This window comes from Gemmobacter sp. LW-1, assembly GCF_001303875.1.
Taxonomy (GTDB): domain Bacteria; phylum Pseudomonadota; class Alphaproteobacteria; order Rhodobacterales; family Rhodobacteraceae; genus Gemmobacter; species Gemmobacter caeni.
In genome coordinates, this window is sequence record NZ_LJSC01000044.1 from 1 (window position 1) to 24,529 (window position 24,529).

General features: G+C 62.5%; 22 protein-coding genes and 1 tRNA gene. 22 read left to right on the top strand and 1 reads right to left on the bottom strand.

Annotated elements, in window-relative coordinates; genetic code table 11:
• The first annotated feature begins 6 nt into the window (after positions 1–6).
• The 7 genes from tuf (AO684_RS12305) (at position 7) to AO684_RS12335 (ending at position 4,618) form a co-directional block, all read left to right on the top strand.
• Positions 7–1,182 carry an elongation factor Tu gene (gene tuf / locus AO684_RS12305; protein ID WP_054301627.1) on the top strand — a complete coding sequence of 392 codons (1,176 nt, stop codon included), beginning with the start codon at positions 7–9 and terminating at the stop codon, positions 1,180–1,182.
• 142 nt (positions 1,183–1,324) lie between these two features.
• Positions 1,325–1,753 (top strand): HIT family protein, encoded by a 429-nt coding sequence (locus tag AO684_RS12310; protein ID WP_054303051.1) that lies wholly within the window; start codon positions 1,325–1,327, stop codon positions 1,751–1,753.
• A gap of 13 nt (positions 1,754–1,766) precedes the next feature.
• Positions 1,767–2,162 carry a VOC family protein gene (locus tag AO684_RS12315; RefSeq protein WP_054303052.1) on the top strand — a complete coding sequence of 132 codons (396 nt, stop codon included), beginning with the start codon at positions 1,767–1,769 and terminating at the stop codon, positions 2,160–2,162.
• An 83-nt stretch (positions 2,163–2,245) separates the two neighbouring features.
• Positions 2,246–3,463, top strand: a complete 1,218-nt coding sequence (locus AO684_RS12320; RefSeq protein ID WP_054303070.1) for a GTP-binding protein — start codon at positions 2,246–2,248, stop codon at positions 3,461–3,463.
• On the top strand, positions 3,460–3,756 hold the full coding sequence (locus AO684_RS12325) for a DUF6525 family protein (RefSeq protein WP_054303053.1): 297 nt from the start codon (positions 3,460–3,462) through the stop codon (positions 3,754–3,756). The genes AO684_RS12320 and AO684_RS12325 overlap by 4 nt, the downstream gene beginning before the upstream one ends.
• A gap of 75 nt (positions 3,757–3,831) precedes the next feature.
• A complete protein-coding gene (locus AO684_RS12330) occupies positions 3,832–4,473 on the top strand; it encodes a CatB-related O-acetyltransferase (RefSeq protein WP_054303054.1) in 642 nt (213 codons plus the stop codon).
• 69 nt (positions 4,474–4,542) lie between these two features.
• Positions 4,543–4,618, top strand: a tRNA-Trp gene (locus AO684_RS12335).
• Between the two features lie 29 nt (positions 4,619–4,647).
• Here the strand turns inward: AO684_RS12335 and AO684_RS12340 are convergent.
• The gene (locus AO684_RS12340; protein ID WP_054303055.1) at positions 4,648–5,406 is read right to left on the bottom strand and encodes an AraC family transcriptional regulator; all 759 of its coding nucleotides are present in this window, start codon (positions 5,404–5,406) and stop codon (positions 4,648–4,650) included.
• A 70-nt stretch (positions 5,407–5,476) separates the two neighbouring features.
• On the opposite strand from AO684_RS12340, the gene AO684_RS12345 reads away from it, so the two are divergent.
• From AO684_RS12345 to tuf (AO684_RS12420), 15 genes are all read left to right on the top strand, one after another.
• Positions 5,477–6,013 carry a peroxiredoxin-like family protein gene (locus AO684_RS12345; RefSeq protein ID WP_054303056.1) on the top strand — a complete coding sequence of 179 codons (537 nt, stop codon included), beginning with the start codon at positions 5,477–5,479 and terminating at the stop codon, positions 6,011–6,013.
• Positions 6,014–6,103: 90 nt separating this feature from the next.
• A complete protein-coding gene (gene secE, locus AO684_RS12350; RefSeq protein WP_054303057.1) occupies positions 6,104–6,304 on the top strand; it encodes a preprotein translocase subunit SecE in 201 nt (66 codons plus the stop codon).
• Between the two features lie 196 nt (positions 6,305–6,500).
• Positions 6,501–7,034: a transcription termination/antitermination protein NusG gene (nusG, locus tag AO684_RS12355; protein ID WP_054303058.1), complete on the top strand. Its 534-nt coding sequence runs from the start codon at positions 6,501–6,503 to the stop codon at positions 7,032–7,034.
• A gap of 89 nt (positions 7,035–7,123) precedes the next feature.
• Positions 7,124–7,576: a 50S ribosomal protein L11 gene (gene rplK, locus AO684_RS12360; protein ID WP_054303059.1), complete on the top strand. Its 453-nt coding sequence runs from the start codon at positions 7,124–7,126 to the stop codon at positions 7,574–7,576.
• 4 nt (positions 7,577–7,580) lie between these two features.
• A complete protein-coding gene (gene rplA, locus AO684_RS12365; RefSeq protein WP_054303060.1) occupies positions 7,581–8,279 on the top strand; it encodes a 50S ribosomal protein L1 in 699 nt (232 codons plus the stop codon).
• Positions 8,280–8,509: 230 nt separating this feature from the next.
• Positions 8,510–9,025 (top strand): 50S ribosomal protein L10, encoded by a 516-nt coding sequence (gene rplJ, locus AO684_RS12370; protein WP_054303061.1) that lies wholly within the window; start codon positions 8,510–8,512, stop codon positions 9,023–9,025.
• Positions 9,026–9,093: 68 nt separating this feature from the next.
• Positions 9,094–9,471, top strand: a complete 378-nt coding sequence (gene rplL / locus AO684_RS12375) for a 50S ribosomal protein L7/L12 (protein WP_054303062.1) — start codon at positions 9,094–9,096, stop codon at positions 9,469–9,471.
• Between the two features lie 255 nt (positions 9,472–9,726).
• Complete coding sequence (gene rpoB, locus AO684_RS12385; RefSeq protein ID WP_054303071.1) at positions 9,727–13,860, top strand: DNA-directed RNA polymerase subunit beta; 4,134 nt, start codon at positions 9,727–9,729, stop codon at positions 13,858–13,860.
• Positions 13,861–13,906: 46 nt separating this feature from the next.
• Positions 13,907–18,148: a DNA-directed RNA polymerase subunit beta' gene (rpoC, locus tag AO684_RS12390; RefSeq protein WP_054303064.1), complete on the top strand. Its 4,242-nt coding sequence runs from the start codon at positions 13,907–13,909 to the stop codon at positions 18,146–18,148.
• 115 nt (positions 18,149–18,263) lie between these two features.
• Positions 18,264–19,070, top strand: coding sequence for a glycosyltransferase (locus tag AO684_RS12395; protein ID WP_054303065.1), 807 nt, complete (start codon positions 18,264–18,266; stop codon positions 19,068–19,070).
• Positions 19,071–19,133: 63 nt separating this feature from the next.
• Entirely contained in the window at positions 19,134–20,006 is an 873-nt protein-coding gene (locus AO684_RS12400; RefSeq protein ID WP_338419733.1) for a DMT family transporter, read from the top strand.
• Positions 20,007–20,275: 269 nt separating this feature from the next.
• Positions 20,276–20,647: a 30S ribosomal protein S12 gene (gene rpsL / locus AO684_RS12405; RefSeq protein WP_054303067.1), complete on the top strand. Its 372-nt coding sequence runs from the start codon at positions 20,276–20,278 to the stop codon at positions 20,645–20,647.
• Positions 20,648–20,658: 11 nt separating this feature from the next.
• Positions 20,659–21,129 (top strand): 30S ribosomal protein S7, encoded by a 471-nt coding sequence (gene rpsG / locus AO684_RS12410; protein ID WP_054303068.1) that lies wholly within the window; start codon positions 20,659–20,661, stop codon positions 21,127–21,129.
• A gap of 12 nt (positions 21,130–21,141) precedes the next feature.
• Positions 21,142–23,259 carry an elongation factor G gene (gene fusA / locus AO684_RS12415; protein ID WP_054303069.1) on the top strand — a complete coding sequence of 706 codons (2,118 nt, stop codon included), beginning with the start codon at positions 21,142–21,144 and terminating at the stop codon, positions 23,257–23,259.
• Positions 23,260–23,347: 88 nt separating this feature from the next.
• Positions 23,348–24,523 carry an elongation factor Tu gene (tuf, locus tag AO684_RS12420; RefSeq protein ID WP_054301627.1) on the top strand — a complete coding sequence of 392 codons (1,176 nt, stop codon included), beginning with the start codon at positions 23,348–23,350 and terminating at the stop codon, positions 24,521–24,523.
• Positions 24,524–24,529 lie beyond the last annotated feature (6 nt).

Here is a 24,529-nt window from a genome sequence, read left to right on the forward strand (position 1 = left end):
GCCCCCATGGCAAAGGCAAAGTTTGAACGGAACAAACCGCACGTCAACATTGGCACGATTGGCCACGTTGACCACGGGAAGACGACGCTGACCGCTGCGATCACCAAGTATTTTGGTGAATTCCGCGCCTATGACCAGATTGACGGTGCGCCGGAAGAGCGTGCTCGCGGGATCACGATCTCGACGGCGCACGTTGAGTACGAATCGGATGCGCGTCACTATGCGCACGTCGATTGCCCCGGCCACGCGGACTATGTGAAGAACATGATCACGGGCGCGGCGCAGATGGACGGCGCGATCCTGGTTGTTTCGTCGGCTGACGGCCCGATGCCGCAGACGCGCGAGCACATTCTGCTCGGCCGTCAGGTGGGCATTCCCTACATGGTCGTGTTCATGAACAAGGTGGACCAGGTCGATGACCCGGAGCTGCTGGAACTCGTGGAAATGGAAATCCGCGAACTGCTGTCGTCGTATGACTACCCCGGCGATGACATTCCGATCATCAAGGGCTCGGCTCTGGCGGCGATGAACGGCACCGACAAGGAAATCGGCGAAGACGCGATCCGCGCGCTGATCGCGGCGGTGGACGAATACATCCCGACCCCGGCGCGCGCTGTGGACCAGCCGTTCCTGATGCCGGTCGAAGACGTGTTCTCGATCTCGGGTCGTGGCACGGTGGCCACCGGCCGGATCGAGCGTGGCGTTGTGAAGGTTGGCGAAGAGCTTGAAATCGTGGGGATCCGCGCTTCCAAGAAGACCGTCTGCACCGGCGTCGAGATGTTCCGCAAGCTGCTGGACCAGGGCGAAGCGGGCGACAACGTCGGCCTGCTGCTGCGTGGCGTGGACCGCGACGGGATCGAGCGTGGTCAGGTGCTGTGCAAGCCGGGTTCGGTTAAGCCGCACACCAAGTTCGAAGCGGAAGCCTACATCCTCACCAAAGAGGAAGGTGGCCGTCACACGCCGTTCTTCGCGAACTACCGTCCGCAGTTCTACTTCCGCACGACCGACGTGACCGGGACCGTTGAGCTGCCGGAAGGCACCGAGATGGTGATGCCGGGCGACAACCTGAAGTTCAACGTGTCGCTGATCGCGCCGATCGCGATGGAAGAGAAGCTGCGCTTCGCCATCCGCGAAGGCGGCCGCACCGTCGGCGCCGGCGTGGTGTCGAAGATCATCGAATGATGATCCAAAGACGCGCCATAAAAGGCGTGTCGAAGGTCTCAGATACGAAGGGCCGCCCAAAAGGGCGGCCCTTCTGCTTTCGCGGTGGACGCGCGACGGGAGGCGGCTAGGGTAGGCGTGCCCGGATCCGAGGAACCCGCCCATGACCGATTGCCTGTTCTGCCGGATCGCCGCCGGTGCGCTGCCTGCGCACAAGCTTTATGAGGATGATCACATCCTCGCCTTCCTCGACCTGCACCCGATCCGGCCCGGTCATGCCCTGGTGATCCCGAAGGCGCATCACGTCTGGTTCGAGGATCTGCCGCCCGACCTTGCGACCCGCGTGACCACCTGCGCGCAACAGCTAGCACGCCGGATGAAGGCGCTTTACGGCGTGCCGCGCGTGGCGATGTTCTACACCGGCATTCATGTGCCGCATGCCCACGCCCATGTGGTGCCCATGCAGGATCAGCATGACGTGACCTCGGCCGCCTATCTGGCCGATGGGCCGGGTGTGTTCAGCGCGCCGCCGCAATTGCCCGCCGAGGAGATGGCCGCCATCGCCGCCGCCCTTCGACCCGCCTTTTCCTGACCCGGAGTTTCCGATGCCCCGTTACATCCATTCCATGATCCGCGTGCTGGACGAGGCGCGCGCGCTGGCCTTCTATGACATGGCCTTCGGGCTGCGCGTGGCCGAGCGGCTGGATTTTCCCGATTTCTCGCTGATCTACCTGTCTAATGCCGAATCCGAGGTGGAACTGGAGCTGACGGTGAACCGGGGCCGGACAGAGCCATATGATCTGGGTGACGGCTACGGTCATATCGCCTTTTCGGTTGAGGATATTGCCGCCGAACATGCGCGGTTCACGACGGCCGGGCTGAACCCCGGCAAGCTGGTGGATTTCGCGCCGGGCGGCAGCGTGATCGCGCGGTTCTTCTTCGTCACGGACCCCGATGGCTATAAGATCGAGGTCTTGCAACGCGGCGGGCGTTACCTCTGACCGCCGGAAGGCCGCCCTAGGGGCGGCCTTTGTCATTGCGGGGGCAGCCTGATCCATTTATGTTATGATATAACGTAATGGAGATGCCCGTGAGCCAGACCCGCGATTCCCGCCTGCCCGTCACCGTTCTGTCCGGTTTTCTGGGGGCGGGCAAAACAACCCTTTTGAATGCTATCCTGAACAACCGCGAAGGCCGCTGTGTTGCAGTCATCGTCAATGACATGTCCGAGGTGAATATCGACGCGGATCTGGTGCGTGCTGGCAGCGACCTGAGCCGGGCGGAGGAAAAGCTGGTCGAGATGACGAACGGCTGCATCTGCTGCACCCTGCGCGAAGACCTGCTGACCGAGGTGCGTCGCCTGTCGGAGGAGAGCCGTTTCGACTATCTGCTGATCGAATCAACCGGCATCGCTGAGCCGCTGCCTGTGGCCGCTACCTTCGACTTCCGTGATGCGGAGGGGGAAAGCCTGTCCGATGTCGCCCGGCTGGACTGCATGGTGACCGTGGTCGATGCGGTGAACCTGCCGCGCGATTTCGCCTCGCATGATCTGCTGGGCGACCGGGGTGAGGTGCTGGGGCCGCAGGATGATCGCAGCATCGTGCAACTGCTGACCGAGCAGATCGAATTTGCCGATGTGATTGTTCTGAACAAGGTCTCCGATGCCGCGCCCCGCGCCCTGGCGGAGGCACGCGCCATCGTGCGGTCGCTGAATGCCGATGCGCGGATCATCGAGACCGACTTCGCGCGGGTTGATGCGGGGCAGGTGCTGGATACCGGGCTTTTCGATTTTGACCGCGCCCATCAGCACCCGCTTTGGGCGCAGGAGCTTTACGGTTTTGCCGATCATGAGCCGGAGACCGAGGAATACGGCATTTCGTCTTTCGTTTACCGGGCGCGGGCGCCTTTTGATCCGGGCCGTGTGTATCGGGTGCTGAATGGTGATCTGCCGGGTGTCATCCGCGCGAAAGGGCATTTCTGGCTGTCAACGCGACCGGACTGGGCGGTGGAGTTCTCGCTTGCGGGGGCGATATCATCGGTGCGGCCCTTGGGGCGGTGGTGGGCCTCGGTTCCGACGGAACGCTTGCCGAGCCATCCCGAGGCGCGGGCCGAGATTGCTGCGCAATGGGTCGAGCCATGGGGCGACCGGCGGCAGGAGATCGTGTTCATCGGTATGGGGCTGGACCGGGCCGCGCTGACGGCGGCGCTGGATGCGGCGCTGGTGCCTGCGCAGGTATTCCGGCCGGAAGATTGGGCCGGCATGGCCGATCCGTTCCCGCGCTGGGGCGCAGGGGCGGCATGAGGCGCAATCTGGCAACACGGCTGCGGCGGCGTCCGCAGAAGGGTGCCCCGATGGCGGTCTACGACGGGCTGCCGCCACCGTTGCGGCGTTGGCTGGCCGGGGCGCTTCTGCCGTGGAGCGCCGCCAGCGCCTTGCGGCTGTGGCGGCGCACGCTGGCCGAAACCGGCAGCGAGGCAGCGGCGCTGGACCGTCTGACGATCGCCGAAGCGCGGCTGGTGGCGCGGGATGCGGCGCGCATCTGGGGGGCGGGGCATCCGATGGCTGGTGGTGCGGTGCAACCTGTGGCAGGATAGAACCACACCGATGGAGGGAAAGATGAACAAGACCGCCTGAGCCTGTTTCCATAAACATCAGCCAAAGGTCTTGCCATGCCCTTCCCTAATCCCGCCTTGCGGCATCCGATGCGTTTTGCCGACGGGTCTGAAAACCTGTCGATGGTGCATCTGGCCGCTGTCATCGACCATCCGAACATTACCGTCGGTCGCCACGCCTATGCCAATGACTTCGATCCACCGGAGGACTGGGCGGCGCGGCTGGCGCCCTATCTTTATCCCGGTGCGCCGGAACGGCTTCTGATCGGGGCCTTCTGTCAGATCGCGCATGGTGTGCGTTTCATCACCGCGTCGGCCAATCACCTGATGGGCGGGTTCAGTACCTATCCTTTTGCGGTTTTCGATCCGGCGACGCTGCCCCTGATGCTGGGGCAGGTGAAGGGTCTGCCAGATACAGTGATCGGTCCGGATGTCTGGATCGGCCACGGCGCGCTGATCCTGCCTGGCGCGCGTCTGGGTGCCGGGGTGATCGTTGGTGCCGGGGCGGTGGTGGGCGGTGAGGTGCCGCCTTATGCGATTGTCGCGGGCAACCCGGCGCGGGTGATCCGCTATCGCTTTGCCCCCGATGTGGTCGAACGCCTGCTGGCGCTGGCGTGGTGGGACTGGTCCGCCCATCGGATCGAGGCGGCTTTGCCCGCTTTGATGACCGATGACATCGACGCACTGGAGCGGTGCTGAAAATTCGGGGCAGCCTCAGGTTGCCCCTTGATTTCCCCCCATGGGTGCCGTAATTCCCGCCGCAGGCCTAGGGGTATAGCTCAGTTGGTAGAGCATCGGTCTCCAAAACCGAGGGTCGCGGGTTCAAGTCCTGCTGCCCCTGCCAGGCCCTTCCAGATATGATGTGTGAAGTGTTCAGGCGCTGTGGCGCTTGCGCTCTGCTATGGGCGCTGTCCCGAAATGCTGCCGGTAGGCGCGGCTGAACCCTTCGGCTGAGCCGTAGCCGTAACGATGCGCCACACGCTCAACCCGCTGGCCGCGCGCCAGATCCTGCCGTGCCAGCAACAGCCGCCACCGGCGGGCATAGGCCCCGGGCGTTTCGCCCATGGTTACAGTGAACAGGTCTGCGAACCGGCTGAGCGAGAGGCCCGCGATGGCGGCGAGATCGTAATTCAGCCAGGTCTTTTCGGGCTGGTCGTGAATGGCGACGATGGCGCGGCTGAGCCGGGGGTCTGCCAGGCCTGCCAGAAGGCCGGGTGTGGCAGAGCCCGAGGCGATGCAGTCCCGCAGCATCCGTACAATCAGAACTTCGGTCAGCCGCGCGATGACGGATGCACTGCCACAGCGCGGGCCGGTGATCTCGGCCTGAAGCAGGCGGATCAGCGTGGCGCCTTCAGCATCCTGCCGCAGATCGACGCGTACCGGATCTGGCAGAGCGCTGGCCAGCGGGTTGGCCACCCCGCCCCAATCGACGCGGGCCGAGAGCAGCGGCGCCCGCTCGCCGCTGTGCAGCGCCTTGCCGCGCAGGCACAGCAGTGCGTGATCTGCCGTGCCGTCCTGTGTTGCCAGCACGATCAGGTTTCCCGTGCCCACAGGTGCGGGGCTGACGGACAATGTGAAGCGCGCCATCAGGCTGGACAGGCGGTCGGGGCGGGTTTCGGGGGTTTCTGTCATGTTCTTCGGATTTTCAGGATGAAAACACTTGATATACCCACCCGGTATCAAAGCCAAGAAAGGATACCCGATGCTGATGCCGCGACAGAAAACCCCGGATCTTGCTGTTCCGACGCTGGACCATGGGGCCTTCGATCTGGCGGCGGAGCGGAATGAGCGTGGTACGCTGGTCTGTTTCTATCGCGGCCTGCACTGCCCGATCTGCGCGACCTATCTGACCGAGTTGCAGAAACGCGTTGCCGATTTTGTGGCGCGCGGTGTTGGCATCGTTGCGGTCAGCTCTGACACGGCGGAGCGCGCGCGGGGTATGGCCGCTAAAATCGGAGCCGATACCTTGCGCATCGGATATGATCTGCCGCTGTCGGTTGCGCGGGACTGGGGGCTTTACCTGTCCACATCGCGCGGCAAGGCCTCCATCGGGCTGGAGGAGCCTGCGGTATTCTCCGAACCGGGCCTGTTTCTGGTGACGGCGCAGCAAACACTTTACTACGGATCGGTGCAGACCATGCCCTTCGTGCGCCCGCATTTCTCGGAACTGGTGGGGGCGCTGGACTTCGCCATCAAGGCTGACTACCCGGCGCGGGGCGAATATACGGGTGCGGTTTAGGCTGCGGCACGGCTTGCGCTTGAAATCCGGGGCGCAAGCGCGTATCTCCGCCCCCTGAAACGGCGCACGCGCATTGGCAGGACTTCACGCATGGCAAAGGTCAACCCTCTCCAGTTCATCCAGCAGGTGCGCACCGAGGTGGGCAAGGTTGTCTGGCCGTCGCGTCGCGAAGTTGTGCTGACGACGATCATGGTGTTCATCATGGCCGCCCTGTCGGCAACCTTCTTCAGTCTGGTCGATCTGGCGATCCGCAGCGGTCTTTCCGCTGTCGTCGGCGGCTTCGGCGGCTGAGCGATAACGCCGTTTTTCCTTGTATTCCGGGGCGCGGACCGTTATGTCCGCCGCAACGAATGGGAAACCGGCGCGCAGCGATTCGAGTTGCGCGCTGTTTTTTGTTCCGTCCGGGGTGAGCTATCGCCCTGATTTGGCAGGAATTTCACGGGCCGGGCTGCGGCCTTACCCGTGCGACGAAGGTGGTGAAGGCAGCATGGCGAAGCGGTGGTATTCGGTTTCCGTCCTCTCGAATTTCGAGAAGAAGGTCGCCGAGCAGATCAAGCAAGCCGTGGCGGAAAACGGCCTTGAGGACGAGATCGAGGAAGTTCTCGTTCCGACCGAAGAGGTGATCGAGGTGCGCCGCGGCAAGAAGGTGACCTCCGAGCGTCGCTTCATGCCGGGCTATGTGCTCGTGCGCATGGAGATGTCGAATCGCGGCTACCATCTGATCTCGTCGATCAACCGGGTGACGGGGTTCCTTGGCCCGCAGGGCAAGCCGATGCCGATGCGTGATGCCGAGGTGAACACCATCCTGAACCGCGTCGAGGAGGGGCAGGAGGCGCCGCGCACCCTGATCCGTTTCGATGTGGGCGAGAAGGTCAAGGTGACCGACGGCCCGTTCGAGGGTTTCGACGGTATGGTCGAGGGTGTGGACGACGATCATCAGCGCCTGAAGGTCACGGTGTCGATCTTCGGCCGTGCGACCCCGGTCGAACTGGAATTCACTCAGGTCTCCAAGCAGATCTGAGTGCTGTGCGTGGGAGGCGAGGGGTGCGCCCCGGACCGGACCACTAAACCATGCGCCCCCAAGGGTGCGGTGACAAAGGAGACGGCCAGATGGCCAAGAAGATTATCGGCAGCCTCAAGCTGCAAGTGAAGGCCCAGCAGGCCAACCCCTCCCCGCCGGTCGGTCCGGCGCTGGGTCAGCGCGGTCTGAACATTATGGCCTTCGTTAAGGAATTCAACGCGAAGTCCGCTGATTTCGCGCCGGGCACCCCGATCCCGACGGTCATCACCTACTATCAGGATAAGTCGTTCTCGCTCGACCTGAAAACCCCGCCGGCTTCCTACCTGCTGAAGGTCGCTGCTGGTCTGCCGGCCGTCGGCAAGCGGAACCGTCCGAAGGGTTCGTCGAAGCCGGGCCGTGAAGTGGCTGGCAAGGTGACCGCGGCGCAGATCCGCCAGATCGCCGAAACCAAGATGAAAGACCTGAACGCGAACTCCGTCGAGGCCGCGATGCAGATCATCCTCGGCTCGGCCAAGTCCTGCGGCATCGAAGTGAAGGGCTGAGATCATGGCGAAACTCGGTAAACGTACCAAAGCCGCCCGCGAAGCTTTCGTTGGCAAGGAACTGGTCTCGGTTGAGGATGCGGTGAAGCTGATCAAGTCGGCTGCCACGGCGAAATTCGACGAAACCCTTGAAATCGCGATGAACCTCGGTGTTGACCCGCGTCACGCTGACCAGATGGTTCGTGGTGTTGTCCAGCTCCCGAACGGGACCGGCAAGACCGTGCGCGTGGCGGTGTTCGCCCGTGGCGCCAAGGCTGATGAAGCCAAGGCCGCCGGTGCCGACATCGTGGGCGCCGAAGACCTGATGGAAACCATCCAGTCGGGCAAGATCGAATTCGATCGCTGCATCGCGACCCCGGACATGATGCCGCTGGTCGGTCGTCTGGGTAAGATCCTTGGCCCGCGCAACCTGATGCCGAACCCGAAAGTCGGCACCGTGACGATGGACGTGAAAACGGCTGTCGAAGCGGCGAAGGGCGGCGAAGTCCAGTTCAAGGTCGAAAAGGCCGGTGTGATCCATGCTGGTATCGGCAAGGTCTCGTTCGAGGACGGCAAGCTGTCCGAAAACGTCCGCGCTTTCGTTGACGCCGTGACCCGCGCCAAACCGGCAGGGGCCAAAGGCACCTATGTGAAGAAGGTCTCGCTGTCCTCGACCATGGGTCCGGGCGTGTCGATCGACCTCGCTTCGGCTTCGGGCAACTGAGGCCATACGAAATTCCCCTTGGTGACAAGGGGATGGCGGGGCGGCAACGCCCCGTCCTGTCCGAGACGGCGGGTGGCGCGCAAACGCCTTAATCTCCTGCCTGAGATGGGGATCGGGATTGAAGAGCGCTTCGGCGGTCTTGGTTTCGGGAACCCCAAGCGGACCCGAACGCCCCTGGCGACAGGGGCAGATACGAGCCGGGGGGAAACCCCCAAACTTGGAGTGAAACTGTGGATAGAGCCCAGAAAGAGAAAGTGGTCGAGGAACTCGGCCAGATCTTCGAAAGCTCTGGCGTGGTTGTGGTTGCACACTACGCGGGTATCACGGTTGCAGAGATGCAGGACCTGCGGGCGCAAATGCGCGCCGTCGGCGGTTCCGTTCGCGTTGCCAAGAACAAGCTCGCCAAGATCGCCCTTGAAGGGAAACCCGCTGCGAAGATGGGTGACCTGCTCACGGGCATGACCGTGATGTCCTTTTCGGAAGACCCCGTCGCTGCGGCGAAGGTCTGCGAGGCTTACGCCAAGAAGAACGACAAGTTCGTTATTCTGGGCGGTGCCATGGGCGACACGGTTCTGGACCAGGCCGGTGTGAAAGCCGTGGCCGCCCTGCCGTCGCGCGAAGAGCTCATTGCTCAGATCGTGTCGATGATCGGTGCGCCCGCGTCCAGCATCGCCGGGGCCATTGGCGCGCCTGCTTCGAACATCGCTGGCATCCTTTCGACCATCGAGGACAAGGCTGCGGCCTGACCTTGGGATATTCGCGTGGGTTGCCCAATCCCGTTGGAACCCCCATCTTAACTGAACGGAACTGAAAAATGGCTGATCTTAAAGCTCTCGCCGAACAAATCGTCGGTCTGACCCTCCTGCAAGCCCAGGAACTGAAGAACATCCTGAAGGATGAGTATGGCATCGAGCCGGCTGCTGGTGGCGCGGTGATGGTTGCTGGCCCGGCTGCTGGTGCGGCTGCTCCGGCTGAAGAAGAAAAGACCGAGTTCGACGTCGTTCTGACCGACGCCGGCGCCAACAAGATCAACGTGATCAAGGAAGTGCGCGCGATCACCGGTCTTGGCCTGAAAGAAGCCAAGGACCTGGTGGAAGCCGGCGGCAAAGTGAAAGAAGGCGTTGCCAAGGCTGATGCCGAAGCGATGAAGAAGAAGCTCGAAGAGGCTGGCGCCAAGGTCGAGCTGAAGTAATCCTTCCGGTGCCCTGGCACTGAAAGGTCTACGGATCGGGCTGGGTCTGACCATGCGTCAGGCCCAGCTTGAGCCGTCTCAAGGGACCCCGGCTCGGAAGGTGCTGTGCGCAGCTTCTTCCCAGGCGTGGTTCGAGGTTCGGGAGCGGCCCGTCGGGAAGGGCCGCATGAATGGAACCTCCCCCCTGATCGCAATCGGCACGCGCCTGAGCCCCGACAGGCCGCGCGTCGGCGAAACAGAAAGGTGACGATGAGCATGGCTCAGAGCTACGTTGGCCAGAAGCGGATCCGCCGCTACTTTGGCAAAATCCGTGAAGTCCTTGAAATGCCGAACCTCATCGAGGTTCAGAAATCCTCGTATGACCTGTTCCTGAAATCGGGCGACGGCCCGAAGGCGCAGGATGGCGAGGGCATTCAGGGCGTCTTCCAGTCGGTTTTCCCGATCAAGGACTTCAACGAGACCGCCGTTCTGGAATTCGTGAAATACGAGCTGGAAAAGCCGAAATATGACGTCGACGAGTGCCAGCAGCGCGACATGACCTATGCCGCGCCGCTGAAGGTGACGCTGCGTCTGATCGTGTTCGATGTCGATGAAAACACCGGCGCCCGGTCGGTGAAGGACATCAAGGAACAGGACGTCTACATGGGCGACATGCCCCTGATGACGGCGAACGGTACGTTCATCGTGAACGGCACCGAGCGCGTGATCGTCAGCCAGATGCACCGTTCGCCCGGCGTGTTCTTCGACCACGACAAGGGCAAGACCCATTCCTCGGGCAAACTGCTGTTCGCCTGCCGCATCATCCCGTATCGCGGCTCGTGGCTGGACTTCGAGTTCGACGCCAAGGACATCGTGTTCGCACGCATTGACCGTCGCCGGAAACTGCCGGTGACGACGCTGCTCTATGCCCTGGGCATGGATCAGGAAAGCATCATGAAGGCGTATTACGATACGGTCACCTTCAAGTATCAGAAGAACAAGGGCTGGGTGACCCGGTTCTTCCCCGAGCGCGTGCGCGGCACCCGGCCGAGCTATGATCTCGTGGATGCGGCCACCGGCGAGGTGATCCTGAAGGCGGGCGAGAAAGCCACGCCGCGTATGGTCAAGAAATGGATCGACGAGGCGCAGATCACCGAACTGCTGATCCCGTTCGACCATATCATCGGCCGCTATGTCGCGCGTGACATCATCAACGAAGACACCGGCGAAATCTGGGTCGAGGCCGGTGATGAGCTCACCATGGACTACGACCGCGACGGCGAGGTGAAGGGTGGCACGCTGAAGGTGCTGCTGGATCAGGGCATCACCGAGATCCCGGTGCTGGACATCGACAATATCAACGTCGGTCCCTACATCCGCAACACAATGGCCGCGGACAAGAACTGGAACCGCGACACCGCGCTGATGGACATCTATCGCGTGATGCGTCCGGGCGAGCCGCCGACCGTGGAAGCCGCCTCGACCCTGTTCGACACGCTGTTCTTCGACAGCGAGCGCTATGACCTGTCGGCCGTGGGCCGCGTCAAGATGAACATGCGTCTGGATCTGGCGAAGCCGGATACCCAGCGCACGCTGGACCGCGACGATATCGTCCAGTGCATTAAGGCGCTGGTCGAACTGCGGGATGGCAAGGGCGAGATCGACGACATCGACCACCTCGGCAACCGCCGTGTGCGTTCGGTGGGCGAGCTGATGGAAAATCAGTATCGCGTCGGCCTGCTGCGCATGGACCGTGCGATCAAGGAGCGGATGTCGTCGGTGGAAATCGACACGATCATGCCGCAAGACCTGATCAACGCCAAACCGGCCGCTGCCGCGGTGCGCGAGTTCTTTGGCTCGTCGCAGCTGTCGCAGTTCATGGACCAGACCAACCCGCTGTCGGAAGTGACGCACAAGCGCCGTCTGTCGGCGCTCGGGCCGGGCGGTCTGACCCGCGAACGCGCGGGCTTCGAGGTGCGCGACGTTCACCCGACCCACTATGGCCGGATGTGCCCCATCGAGACGCCGGAAGGCCAGAACATCGGTCTGATCAACTCGCTGGCCACGTTTGCCCGCGTGAACAAGTATGGCTTCATCGAAACCCCCTACCGCAAGGTGGTGGACGGCAAGGTGACCGACGATGTGGTCTACATGTCGGCGACCGAAGAGATGCGCCATACCGTCGCGCAGGCCAACGCCGCGCAGGATGAGCAGGGCCGCTTCCAGGACGATCTGATTTCGTCGCGGAAAGCGGGCGAATTCATGCTCAATCCGCCGGATGCCATCGACCTGATCGACGTGTCGCCGAAACAGCTCGTGTCGGTCGCGGCTTCGCTCATTCCCTTCCTGGAAAATGACGACGCCAACCGTGCGCTGATGGGTTCGAACATGCAGCGGCAGGCCGTGCCGCTGCTGCAATCGGATGCCCCCTTCGTCGGCACTGGGATCGAGGCCGTCGTGGCCCGCGACTCGGGCGCGGCCATCATGGCGCGGCGCGGCGGCGTGATCGACCAGGTCGACGCGACCCGTATCGTTGTGCGTGCGACCGAGTTCCTGGAACCCGGCGAGCCGGGCGTGGACATCTATCGTCTGCGCAAGTTCAAGCGGTCGAACCAGTCGTCCTGCATCAACCAGCGCCCGCTGGTGAAGGTGGGCGACAAGGTAGCGCGTGGCGAAGTGGTGGCCGATGGCCCCTGCACCGACATGGGCGAACTGGCGCTTGGCCGGAACGTGATCGTGGCCTTCATGCCGTGGAACGGCTACAACTATGAAGACTCGATCCTGATCTCGGAGCGCATCCTGCGCGACGACGTGTTCACCTCGATCCATATCGAGGAATACGAAGTCGCCGCCCGCGATACCAAGCTCGGGCCGGAAGAAATCACCCGCGACATCCCGAACGTCGGTGAAGAGGCGCTGCGCAACCTCGACGAGGCTGGCATCGTTTACATCGGCGCAGAGGTGCAGCCGGGTGATATTCTGGTCGGCAAGATCACCCCGAAGGGCGAAAGCCCGATGACGCCGGAAGAGAAACTCCTGCGCGCCATCTTCGGGGAAAAGGCCAGCGATGTGCGCGATACTTCGCTGCGTCTGCCGCCGGGCGCCTATGGCACCATCGTGGAAGTCCGTGTGTTCAACCGTCATGGCGTGGACAAGGACGAGCGTGCGCTTCAGATCGAGCGTGAAGAAGTGGAACGCCTGTCGCGCGACCGCGACGACGAGCTGACCATTCTGGAGCGCAACATCTATGCGCGTCTGAAGTCGCTGATCATGGGCAAGGTCGCCGTCAAGGGTCCGAAAGGCATCAAGGCCGGTTCGACCATTGATGACGAACTGCTGGGTTCGCTGTCGCGTGGCCAGTGGTGGCAGCTTGCTGTCGGCGAGGAAGATCTGGCCAAGGAAGTCGAGGCCCTGCACGACCAGTTCGAGGCTCAGCGCCGCGCGCTGGACCTGCGTTTCGAGGACAAGGTCGAGAAGGTCCGTCGCGGCGACGATCTGCCTCCGGGCGTGATGAAGATGGTCAAGGTGTTCGTCGCGGTGAAGCGCAAGCTGCAACCGGGCGACAAGATGGCCGGTCGTCACGGCAACAAGGGCGTTATCTCGAAAGTGGTGCCGATGGAGGACATGCCGTTCCTCGCGGATGGCACCCCGGTCGATCTGGTGCTGAACCCGCTCGGCGTGCCGTCGCGGATGAACGTCGGTCAGATCCTTGAAACGCACATGGGCTGGGCCGCGCGCGGTCTGGGCCTGAAGATCGACGAGGCGCTGAAGGACTATCGCCGCTCCGGCGATATGACTCCGGTGCGTGAGGCGATGCGTCTGGCCTACGGCGACGAGACCTATGACGCTGCCTTCTCGGACCGCGACGAGGACGAATTCCTTGAACTGGCCGGGAACGTCACGCGCGGCGTGCCGATTGCCACGCCGGTCTTCGACGGTGCGAAAGAGGCGGATGTCAACGACGCGCTGCGCCGGGCCGGTTTCGACCAGTCGGGTCAGTCGGAGGTGTTCGATGGCCGCACGGGCGAGAAATTCGCCCGCCGTGTCACCGTGGGCGTGAAATACATGCTCAAGCTGCACCACCTTGTCGACGACAAGCTGCACGCACGTTCGACCGGACCGTACTCCCTCGTCACCCAGCAACCGCTGGGCGGCAAGGCGCAGTTCGGTGGTCAGCGTCTGGGGGAAATGGAGGTCTGGGCGCTGGAAGCCTATGGCGCCGCCTACACCCTGCAAGAGATGCTGACGGTGAAGTCGGACGACGTGGCCGGCCGGACCAAGGTCTACGAGTCGATCGTGAAGGGCGAGGACAATTTCGAGGCGGGCGTTCCCGAGAGCTTCAACGTGCTCGTCAAGGAAGTCCGCGGCCTCGGCCTGAATATGGAACTCCTGGATGCGGAGGAGGAGTGAGGGCGGTCGCGCCCTCCTCACCCATCCCTCTTTTTAAGGACGCAAGATGAACCAGGAACTGACCAACAACCCGTTCAACCCGGTTGCCCCCGTCAAGACCTTTGACGAGATCAAGATCTCGCTGGCTTCGCCCGAGCGGATCCTGTCGTGGTCCTATGGCGAGATCAAGAAGCCGGAAACCATCAACTACCGCACGTTCAAGCCCGAACGTGACGGCCTGTTCTGCGCGCGGATCTTTGGCCCGATCAAGGATTACGAATGCCTTTGCGGCAAATACAAGCGCATGAAATATCGCGGCGTCGTCTGTGAGAAATGCGGCGTGGAAGTGACGCTCCAGAAGGTGCGGCGCGAGCGGATGGGCCATATCGAACTGGCCGCCCCCGTCGCCCACATCTGGTTCCTGAAGTCGCTGCCGAGCCGGATCGGCCTCATGCTCGACATGACGCTGCGTGATCTGGAACGCATCCTCTATTTTGAAAACTACGTCGTCATCGAGCCGGGTCTGACTGACCTGACCTATGGCCAGCTGATGACGGAAGAGGAATTCCTTGACGCGCAGGACAATTACGGCGCCGACGCCTTCACCGCCAATATCGGCGCCGAGGCGATCCGCGAGATGCTGTCGAATATCGACCTCGATTCGACGGCCGAACAGTTGCGCGAAGAGTTGAAGGAAGCCACGGGCGAACTGAAGCCGAAGAAGATCATCAAGCGGCTGAAGATCGTGGAATCGTTCCTCGAGTCGGGCAACCGTCCCGAGTGGATGATCCTGACCGTGCTGCCGGTGATCCCGCCGGAACTGCGCCCGCTGGTCCCGCTGGACGGCGGCCGCTTCGCCACGTCCGACCTGAACGACCTGTATCGTCGCGTCATCAACCGGAACAACCGCCTGAAGCGGCTGATCGAACTGCGTGCGCCCGACATCATCGTGCGCAACGAAAAGCGGATGCTGCAAGAGGCGGTGGATGCGCTGTTCGACAATGGCCGTCGCGGCCGCGTGATCACGGGCACCAACAAGCGCCCGCTGAAATCGCTGTCCGACATGCTGAAAGGCAAACAGGGCCGGTTCCGTCAGAACCTGCTGGGTAAGCGCGTCGACTTCTCGGGTCGTTCGGTCATCGTGACCGGGCCGGAACTCAAGCTGCACCAGTGCGGCCTGCCGAAGAAGATGGCGCTCGAACTGTTCAAGCCCTTCATCTATTCGCGTCTGGAGGCCAAGGGCCTGTCCTCGACCGTGAAACAGGCGAAGAAGCTGGTCGAGAAAGAGCGCCCGGAGGTCTGGGATATCCTCGACGAGGTGATCCGCGAGCATCCGGTTCTTCTGAACCGTGCGCCCACGCTGCACCGTCTGGGCATCCAGGCGTTCGAGCCGCAACTGATCGAGGGCAAGGCGATCCAGCTTCACCCGCTGGTCTGCTCGGCTTTCAACGCCGACTTCGACGGCGACCAGATGGCCGTGCACGTCCCGCTGAGCCTTGAAGCGCAGCTGGAAGCCCGCGTTCTGATGATGTCGACGAACAACGTTCTGTCGCCCGCCAACGGCGCGCCGATCATCGTTCCGTCGCAGGACATGGTTCTGGGCCTTTACTACGTCACCATGGAACGCAAGGGCATGGTTGGCGAAGGCAAGGTCTTCCGCGACATCGAGGAAGTCGAACACGCGCTGGCCGCCGGTGCGGTGCACCTGCATGCCAGGATTCAGGCGCGTCTGCGTCAGGTCGATGACGAGGGCAACATCGTCTGGAAGCGCTATGAGACGACCCCCGGTCGTCTGCGTCTGGGCAATCTGCTGCCGCTCAACGCCAAGGCGCCGTTCGAGCTGGTGAACCGCCCGCTGCGGAAGAAAGACGTGCAGACCGTCATCGACACCGTCTACCGCTACTGCGGCCAGAAGGAATCGGTGATCTTCTGTGACCAGATCATGGGTCTGGGCTTCCGCGAGGCCTTCCGTGCCGGCATCTCGTTCGGCAAGGACGACATGGTGATCCCCGACAACAAGTGGGAGATCGTCAACGAGGTGAAGGATCAGGTTGCCGGGTTCGAGCAACAGTATCTGGATGGTCTGATCACCCAGGGCGAGAAGTACAACAAGGTCGTGGACGCCTGGTCGAAGTGTAACGACAAGGTCACCGACGCCATGATGAAAACCATCTCGGCGCCGAAGTTTGACGACACTGGTGCCGAGAAAGAGCCGAACTCGGTCTATATGATGGCCCACTCCGGTGCACGGGGTTCGGTCACGCAGATGAAGCAGCTGGGCGCGATGCGCGGCCTGATGGCCAAGCCGAACGGCGAGATCATCGAGACGCCGATCATCTCGAACTTCAAGGAAGGTCTGACCGTTCTTGAATACTTCAACTCGACCCACGGCGCCCGGAAGGGTCTGTCGGATACCGCGCTGAAGACGGCGAACTCGGGCTACCTGACCCGCCGTCTGGTGGACGTGGCGCAGGACTGCATCGTGCGCGTGCACGATTGCGGCACCGAACGCGCGATCAATGCCGAGGCTGCGGTGAATGACGGTGAGGTCGTGGCTTCGCTGGCCGAGCGTGTGCTGGGCCGCGTGGCTGCCGATGACATCGTGGTGCCGGGCACCGACGAGGTGATCGTCAAGAAGGGTGAGCTGATCGACGAACGTCGTGCCGATGCCATCTCGACCCATGGCGTGCAGCATTGCCGCATCCGCAGCCCGCTGACCTGCGAGGCCGAGGAAGGCGTCTGCGCCATGTGCTATGGTCGTGACCTTGCACGCGGTACGCTGGTGAACATCGGCGAGGCTGTCGGCATCATCGCCGCGCAGTCGATCGGCGAACCGGGCACCCAGCTGACCATGCGGACCTTCCACATCGGTGGCGTGGCCCAGGGTGGCCAGCAGTCATTCCTGGAAGCTTCGCAGGAAGGCCGGATCGAGTTCCGCAATGCCAACCTTCTGTCGAACGCCAATGGCGAGCAGATCGTCATGGGCCGCAACATGTCGCTTGCGATCATCGACGAGAATGGCGGTGAGCGGGCGGTTCACAAGCTGACCTACGGCTCCAAGCTGCACGTCAAGGAAGAGGCGCAGGTCAAGCGCGGCACCAAGCTGTTCGAATGGGACCCCTATACCCTGCCGATCATCGCCGAGAAGGCCGGTGTTGCGAAGTTCGTGGATCTCGTCTCGGGCATCTCGGTCCGCGAGGACACCGACGATGCGACGGGCATGACCCAGAAGATCGTTTCGGACTGGCGGTCGGCGCCGAAAGGCAGCGACCTGAAGCCCGAGGTCATCGTGATGAACCCGGAAACGGGCGAGCCGATGCGCAACGATCAGGGGCACCCGATCAGCTATCCGATGTCGGTCGATGCCATTCTGTCGGTCGAGGACGGGCAGGAACTGCGGGCCGGTGACGTGGTGGCGCGTATCCCGCGCGAAGGTGCCAAGACCAAGGACATCACCGGGGGTCTTCCCCGCGTGGCGGAACTGTTCGAGGCCCGTCGTCCGAAGGATCACGCGATCATCGCCGAAACCGATGGCTATGTGCGCTTTGGCAAGGACTACAAGTCCAAGCGCCGCATCACCATCGAGCCGGTGGACGAGACCCTGCCGACGCAGGAATACATGATCCCGAAAGGGAAGCATATTCCGGTTCAGGAAGGCGATTTCGTCCAGAAGGGCGATTACATCATGGACGGGAACCCCGCGCCGCATGACATCCTGCGCATCATGGGTGTCGAGGCGCTGGCGAACTACATGATCGACGAGGTGCAGGACGTCTATCGACTGCAGGGCGTGAAGATCAACGACAAGCACATCGAGGTGATCGTTCGCCAGATGCTCCAGAAATACGAGGTTCTGGACTCGGGCGAGACGACGCTGCTGAAGGGTGAGCATATCGACAAGATCGAACTGGACGAGGCGAACGAGAAGGCCCGGAACCACGGTCTGCGCGAAGCGCAAGCGGAGCCGATCCTGCTGGGTATCACCAAGGCCAGCCTGCAAACCCGGTCGTTCATCTCGGCGGCGTCGTTCCAGGAAACCACCCGCGTTCTGACCGAGGCTTCGGTTCAGGGTAAGCGCGACAAGCTGGTCGGCCTGAAAGAGAACGTCATCGTGGGTCGTCTGATCCCGGCCGGCACCGGCGGTGCCACCAGCCGTGTGAAGAAGATCGCGCATGATCGGGATCACGAGGTGATCGAGGCCCGCCGTGCCGAGGCTGAAGGTGCCGCCGCTCTGGCCGCTCCGTCCTTCGATGTGATGGACACCGAAGGCGACAGCGGTCTGGTCGATACGGTCGAAAGCCGCGAGTGATCGCTGCCTGCAAGGGCATTGAAACCTGGGAAACCCCCGCGCTTGTCGCGGGGGTTTTCGTTTTGACAGCAGGCTCTGGCCCGGCCATGCTGGTGCGGATCATCAGGGGGATGCGGTGAAGATCCGAAACCAGATTATCGGGTTGATGCGGTTTTCTTACCCGTCCAAAGGCGGTTTCGTGAAATCGGGCGATGACCCGGAGGCGCAGGCCAAACGGCTTTACGATCCCGCGCGGCTGGAACGCCGTTTTGATCTGTTTGAAAAGCTGACGCTGCCGTCGCTGCTGGCGCAATCAGATCAGGATTTCCGCATGGTATTCCTGATCGGGCGTGATCTGCCGGATGTCTGGCGCGACCGTTTGTCGGATGCCGTGGCACCGCTGGCGGGTGCACGGCTGGTGTCGCTGGTATCCCTGCCGCACTACCTTGCGGTGCGGCGTGCCTATGCCATGGCTGAGAAGGATACAGCGACTCATATCACCGGCTTCCGTCTGGATGATGATGACGCGCTGGACATTCATCATGTCGCGCGGATGCGGGCCACGGTTGAGGCACTGCTGCCGGTCGCGGGGCCGGAACTGCCCTTGGTGACCGGCTGCCATCGCGGATATTTTCTGGAGCGCAAACCCGGCGGCAACGAGGTGTTCGAGGTGGTCGAAAAGGCCCCGATCGGGCTTGGCCTTGCGATGACCACGCCGAAGGGCGTGAGCGAAAACATCTTCCGCCGGAACCACCGTTTCGCGAACCAGTGGTACAATACCTATACCGATGCCAACCAGCCCGCCTTCATCCGCACCGTCCATTCCGACAATGACAGCGACCCCCATGCCTCTGGCCGGATCGAGAAATCGGACTGGTCAGAGGTTGGCCCGGTGATCGAGACGCATTTCCCCTTCAAGGCTGCGATGCTGCGTGGGCTCTGACCCCTCTGGCCCCTGCGCGCCCACACTGCTACCGATCCGAAAGGGACTGGGAGAACCGTGGTGATGTCGGACAATATGCGCGGCGTGCTGCTGATGAATGTCGCCATGCTGGCCTTCACACTGAACGATACCGCGATGAAGGCGGTGGCAGAGACGCTTCCGCTGTTTCAGGCGATTACCCTGCGCGGCATTCTGACAACGGCGGGTCTGGTTGTTCTTGCCATGGCGCGCGGGGGGCTGCGGCTTTGGCCCGGGCGGCGCGACGGCAGGATCGTGGCGCTGCGCACGCTGGCCGAGGTTTTTGCAACCCTGACCTTCCTTCTGGCGCTGACCCATATGCCGCTGGCCAATCTTTCGGCCATCATGCAGTCGCTGCCGCTTGCCGTGACACTGGCAGCGGCGCTGGTACTGCGCGATCCTATCGGCTGGCGTCGGCTCAGCGCCATCGGCATCGGCTTTCTCGGTGTGCTGCTGATCGTGCGGCCGGGAACTGAGGGGTTCGACCGCTGGGCGCTGCTGGGACTTGCCTCGGTGGCCTGCGTCGTGGTGCGGGATCTGTCTACCCGCACGCTGGGTGGGGGTGTGCCTTCGGCAACTGTCGCGATCTGGGCCGGGGCAGGGGTCACGCTGCTGGGGCTGTCCGGCCTTTCCGTTGAAGGCTGGGCGCCGATGACCCTGCGCGAAGGGCTGATCGTGGTCTTCGCCTCCGCCTGTCTGGTCGTTGGATACATGACTGTGGTCATGGTGATGCGGGTCGGGGATATTGGCACCATCGCGCCCTTCCGATATACGGCCTTGCTCTGGGCGATCCTGCTCGGCTATGTCGTGTTCGGTGCCTTTCCCGACCGGCTGACCGTGCTGGGGGCGGGCATCGTTGTGGCGACCGGCATCTACACATTGCTGCGTGAAGGCAGCCTGCGCCGCCGCCGCCGCTGAACCCTGCGCCTGTTGACATCCCGGGCGACTCCCCCTATACGCCGCTCACCCCGACCTGTGCCCTGCGCAGGGCGGGGTATCAGAATGGATGTGGTCACGATCCGGGCCCACAGCCCCGATCCTCTGAAATTCCACCGCGTCGGCCCCGCGCTGGGGCCGGATGCGGTTTTCGTGTTTTGCGGACGCGCAGGGCACATGTCGAAGAAATGCCCCCGGAAACGCCTCTGACGAGCGGTGATTGAACGGGTTGCAAGATAGAGGCTAGTTTAATGCCGACGATCCAACAGCTGATCCGCAAGCCGCGGGAAGCGAAAGTGAAAAGGTCCAAGTCGCAGCACTTGGAATCCTGCCCGCAGAAGCGCGGCGTGTGCACCCGCGTGTACACCACGACCCCGAAGAAGCCGAACTCCGCTATGCGTAAGGTTGCCAAGGTGCGCCTGACCAATGGCTTCGAGGTCATCAGCTACATTCCCGGCGAAAAGCACAACCTGCAGGAACACTCGGTGGTGCTGATCCGCGGCGGCCGGGTAAAAGACCTTCCCGGTGTGCGTTACCACATCCTGCGTGGCGTCCTGGATACCCAGGGTGTCAAAGACCGTCGTCAGCGTCGTTCGAAATACGGCGCCAAGCGTCCGAAGTGAGGAACTGAGAGATGTCCCGTCGTCACGCCGCCGAAAAGCGCGAGATCCTGCCCGACGCCAAATATGGCGATCGCGTGCTGAGCAAATTCATGAACAACCTGATGATCGACGGCAAGAAGTCCGTCGCCGAGTCGATCGTCTATGGCGCTCTGGAGCGCATGGAAAAGCGCCTGAAGCGCGAGCCGGTTCAGGCGTTCCATGAAGCCCTGGACAACGTCAAGCCGGCCGTCGAGGTCCGCAGCCGCCGCGTGGGCGGTGCGACCTATCAGGTTCCGGTCGAAGTGCGCACCGAGCGCCGTGAAGCCCTGGCGATCCGCTGGGTCATCACCGCTGCCCGCAAGCGCAACGAGAATACCATGGAAGAACGTCTGGCCGCCGAACTGGCTGACGCGGTGAACAACCGCGGCACCGCTGTGAAGAAGCGTGAAGACACCCACAAGATGGCCGACGCGAACAAAGCGTTCAGCCATTACCGCTGGTAAGGGGACGCCATCATGGCACGCGAATATCCGCTCGACCTTTACCGCAACTTCGGGATCATGGCGCACATCGACGCGGGTAAAACCACGACGACCGAGCGTATCCTGTACTACACCGGTAAGTCCCACAAGATCGGCGAAGTCCACGACGGCGCCGCGACGATGGACTGGATGGAGCAGGAGCAGGAGCGGGGGATCACCATTACCTCCGCTGCGACCACGACCTTCTGGGAAAAGACCGTAGACGGCAAGAACCCGACTTCGGCGAAGCACCGCTTCAACATCATCGACACCCCCGGCCACGTGGACTTCACCATCGAGGTGGAACGTTCGCTGGCCGTTCTGGACGGTGCGGTGTGCCTTCTCGACGCCAACGCCGGTGTCGAGCCGCAAACCGAAACCGTGTGGCGTCAGGCTGACCGCTACAAGGTGCCGCGCATCGTCTATGTCAACAAGATGGACAAGATCGGTGCCGACTTCTTCAAATGTGTGCAGATGATCAAGGACCGCACCGGCGCGACTCCGTGCCCGGTGGCCCTGCCCATCGGTGCCGAAGACAAGCTGGAAGGCATTGTCGACCTCGTCCTGATGAAGGAGTGGGTGTATCACGGCGAAGACCTGGGCGCGACCTGGGACATCCGTGACATCCGCGACGAGCTGAAGGATGTTGCCGACGAATGGCGCGGCAAGCTGGTTGAACTCGCAGTCGAGCAAGACGACGACGCGATGGAAGCCTATCTGGAAGGCAACGAGCCCGACGTCGACACGCTGCGCAAGCTGATCCGCAAGGGTTGCCTCGCGATGGCCTTCGTTCCGGTTCTGGCCGGCTCGTCGTTCAAGAACAAGGGCGTGCAGCCGGTTCTGAACGCCGTGATCGACTTCCTGCCGTCGCCGCTGGATATCCCAGCTTACATGGGCTTCAAACCCGGTGACGAGACCGAAACCCGCGACATCGCGCGTTCGGCCGACGATGCCCAGCCCTTCTCGGCGCTGGCGTTCAAGATCATGAACGACCCCTTCGTCGGTTCTCTGACCTTTACCCGCATCTATTCGGGCGTCCTCAAAAAGGGCGACTCGATGCTGAACGCGACCAAAGGCAAGCGCGAGCGCGTGGGCCGGATGATGATGATGCACGCCATCAACCGCGAGGAAATCGAAGAAGCCTTCGCGGGCGACATCATCGCGCTGGCCGGTCTGAAAGAGACCACCACGGGTGACACCCTCTGCGACCCGAACAACGCCGTTGTTCTGGAAACCATGACCTTCCCGGAGCCGGTGATCGAGATCGCCGTGGAACCGAAGTCGAAGGCCGACCAGGAAAAGATGGGCCTCGCCCTCGCTCGCCTGGCTGCCGAAGACCCGTCGTTCCGCGTCGAGACCAACTTCGAATCCGGCCAGACCATCATGAAGGGTATGGGCGAACTTCACCTCGACATCCTCGTCGACCGTATGCGTCGTGAGTTCAAGGTTGAGGCGAATATCGGTGCTCCGCAGGTGGCCTATCGCGAAACCATCTCGCAGCCGCACGAAATCGACTACACGCACAAGAAACAGACCGGCGGTACCGGCCAGTTCGCGCGCGTGAAGCTGCAAATCACCCCGACTCAGCCGGGCGAAGGCTATTCGTTCGAGTCGAAGATCGTGGGTGGCGCGGTGCCGAAGGAATATATCCCCGGCGTCGAGAAAGGCATCAAATCGGTCATGGATTCCGGCCCGCTGGCTGGCTTCCCGGTGATCGACTTCAAGGTCGCGCTGGTTGACGGTGCGTTCCACGACGTCGACTCGTCGGTCCTGGCCTTCGAGATCGCCTCGCGTGCCGCTATGCGTGAAGGTCTGAAGAAAGCCGGCGCGAAGCTGCTGGAACCGATCATGAAAGTCGAAGTGGTGACTCCGGAAGAATACACCGGCGGCATCATCGGCGACCTGACCTCGCGTCGGGGCATGGTTCAGGGGCAGGACAGCCGCGGCAATGCGAACGTGATCACCGCCATGGTGCCGCTCGCCAACATGTTCGGCTACATCAACAACCTGCGCTCGATGTCCTCGGGGCGTGCGGTGTTCACCATGATCTTCGATCATTATGACGCCGTGCCGGAAAACATCTCGCAAGAGATCCAGAAGAAATACGCCTGATCCGGTGTGGCGGGGGCAACCCCGCCCTACCAGCCCGTAGGGTGCGCATCCGCGCACCGCATCGCAACGAATTGAGGAGTTTGCCCCCATGGCAAAGGCAAAGTTTGAACGGAACAAACCGCACGTCAACATTGGCACGATTGGCCACGTTGACCACGGGAAGACGACGCTGACCGCTGCGATCACCAAGTATTTTGGTGAATTCCGCGCCTATGACCAGATTGACGGTGCGCCGGAAGAGCGTGCTCGCGGGATCACGATCTCGACGGCGCACGTTGAGTACGAATCGGATGCGCGTCACTATGCGCACGTCGATTGCCCCGGCCACGCGGACTATGTGAAGAACATGATCACGGGCGCGGCGCAGATGGACGGCGCGATCCTGGTTGTTTCGTCGGCTGACGGCCCGATGCCGCAGACGCGCGAGCACATTCTGCTCGGCCGTCAGGTGGGCATTCCCTACATGGTCGTGTTCATGAACAAGGTGGACCAGGTCGATGACCCGGAGCTGCTGGAACTCGTGGAAATGGAAATCCGCGAACTGCTGTCGTCGTATGACTACCCCGGCGATGACATTCCGATCATCAAGGGCTCGGCTCTGGCGGCGATGAACGGCACCGACAAGGAAATCGGCGAAGACGCGATCCGCGCGCTGATCGCGGCGGTGGACGAATACATCCCGACCCCGGCGCGCGCTGTGGACCAGCCGTTCCTGATGCCGGTCGAAGACGTGTTCTCGATCTCGGGTCGTGGCACGGTGGCCACCGGCCGGATCGAGCGTGGCGTTGTGAAGGTTGGCGAAGAGCTTGAAATCGTGGGGATCCGCGCTTCCAAGAAGACCGTCTGCACCGGCGTCGAGATGTTCCGCAAGCTGCTGGACCAGGGCGAAGCGGGCGACAACGTCGGCCTGCTGCTGCGTGGCGTGGACCGCGACGGGATCGAGCGTGGTCAGGTGCTGTGCAAGCCGGGTTCGGTTAAGCCGCACACCAAGTTCGAAGCGGAAGCCTACATCCTCACCAAAGAGGAAGGTGGCCGTCACACGCCGTTCTTCGCGAACTACCGTCCGCAGTTCTACTTCCGCACGACCGACGTGACCGGGACCGTTGAGCTGCCGGAAGGCACCGAGATGGTGATGCCGGGCGACAACCTGAAGTTCAACGTGTCGCTGATCGCGCCGATCGCGATGGAAGAGAAGCTGCGCTTCGCCATCCGCGAAGGCGGCCGCACCGTCGGCGCCGGCGTGGTGTCGAAGATCATCGAATGATGATCC

Coding starts and splice junctions, on each gene's coding strand:
- tuf (WP_054301627.1), top strand. CDS start 7: ATGGCAAAGGCAAAGTTTGAACGGAACAAACCGCACGTCAACATTGGC.
- AO684_RS12310 (WP_054303051.1), top strand. CDS start 1,325: ATGACCGATTGCCTGTTCTGCCGGATCGCCGCCGGTGCGCTGCCTGCG.
- AO684_RS12315 (WP_054303052.1), top strand. CDS start 1,767: ATGCCCCGTTACATCCATTCCATGATCCGCGTGCTGGACGAGGCGCGC.
- AO684_RS12320 (WP_054303070.1), top strand. CDS start 2,246: ATGCCCGTGAGCCAGACCCGCGATTCCCGCCTGCCCGTCACCGTTCTG.
- AO684_RS12325 (WP_054303053.1), top strand. CDS start 3,460: ATGAGGCGCAATCTGGCAACACGGCTGCGGCGGCGTCCGCAGAAGGGT.
- AO684_RS12330 (WP_054303054.1), top strand. CDS start 3,832: ATGCCCTTCCCTAATCCCGCCTTGCGGCATCCGATGCGTTTTGCCGAC.
- AO684_RS12340 (WP_054303055.1), bottom strand. CDS start 5,406: ATGACAGAAACCCCCGAAACCCGCCCCGACCGCCTGTCCAGCCTGATG.
- AO684_RS12345 (WP_054303056.1), top strand. CDS start 5,477: ATGCTGATGCCGCGACAGAAAACCCCGGATCTTGCTGTTCCGACGCTG.
- secE (WP_054303057.1), top strand. CDS start 6,104: ATGGCAAAGGTCAACCCTCTCCAGTTCATCCAGCAGGTGCGCACCGAG.
- nusG (WP_054303058.1), top strand. CDS start 6,501: ATGGCGAAGCGGTGGTATTCGGTTTCCGTCCTCTCGAATTTCGAGAAG.
- rplK (WP_054303059.1), top strand. CDS start 7,124: ATGGCCAAGAAGATTATCGGCAGCCTCAAGCTGCAAGTGAAGGCCCAG.
- rplA (WP_054303060.1), top strand. CDS start 7,581: ATGGCGAAACTCGGTAAACGTACCAAAGCCGCCCGCGAAGCTTTCGTT.
- rplL (WP_054303062.1), top strand. CDS start 9,094: ATGGCTGATCTTAAAGCTCTCGCCGAACAAATCGTCGGTCTGACCCTC.
- rpoB (WP_054303071.1), top strand. CDS start 9,727: ATGGCTCAGAGCTACGTTGGCCAGAAGCGGATCCGCCGCTACTTTGGC.
- rpoC (WP_054303064.1), top strand. CDS start 13,907: ATGAACCAGGAACTGACCAACAACCCGTTCAACCCGGTTGCCCCCGTC.
- AO684_RS12400 (WP_338419733.1), top strand. CDS start 19,134: ATGTCGGACAATATGCGCGGCGTGCTGCTGATGAATGTCGCCATGCTG.
- rpsL (WP_054303067.1), top strand. CDS start 20,276: ATGCCGACGATCCAACAGCTGATCCGCAAGCCGCGGGAAGCGAAAGTG.
- rpsG (WP_054303068.1), top strand. CDS start 20,659: ATGTCCCGTCGTCACGCCGCCGAAAAGCGCGAGATCCTGCCCGACGCC.
- fusA (WP_054303069.1), top strand. CDS start 21,142: ATGGCACGCGAATATCCGCTCGACCTTTACCGCAACTTCGGGATCATG.
- tuf (WP_054301627.1), top strand. CDS start 23,348: ATGGCAAAGGCAAAGTTTGAACGGAACAAACCGCACGTCAACATTGGC.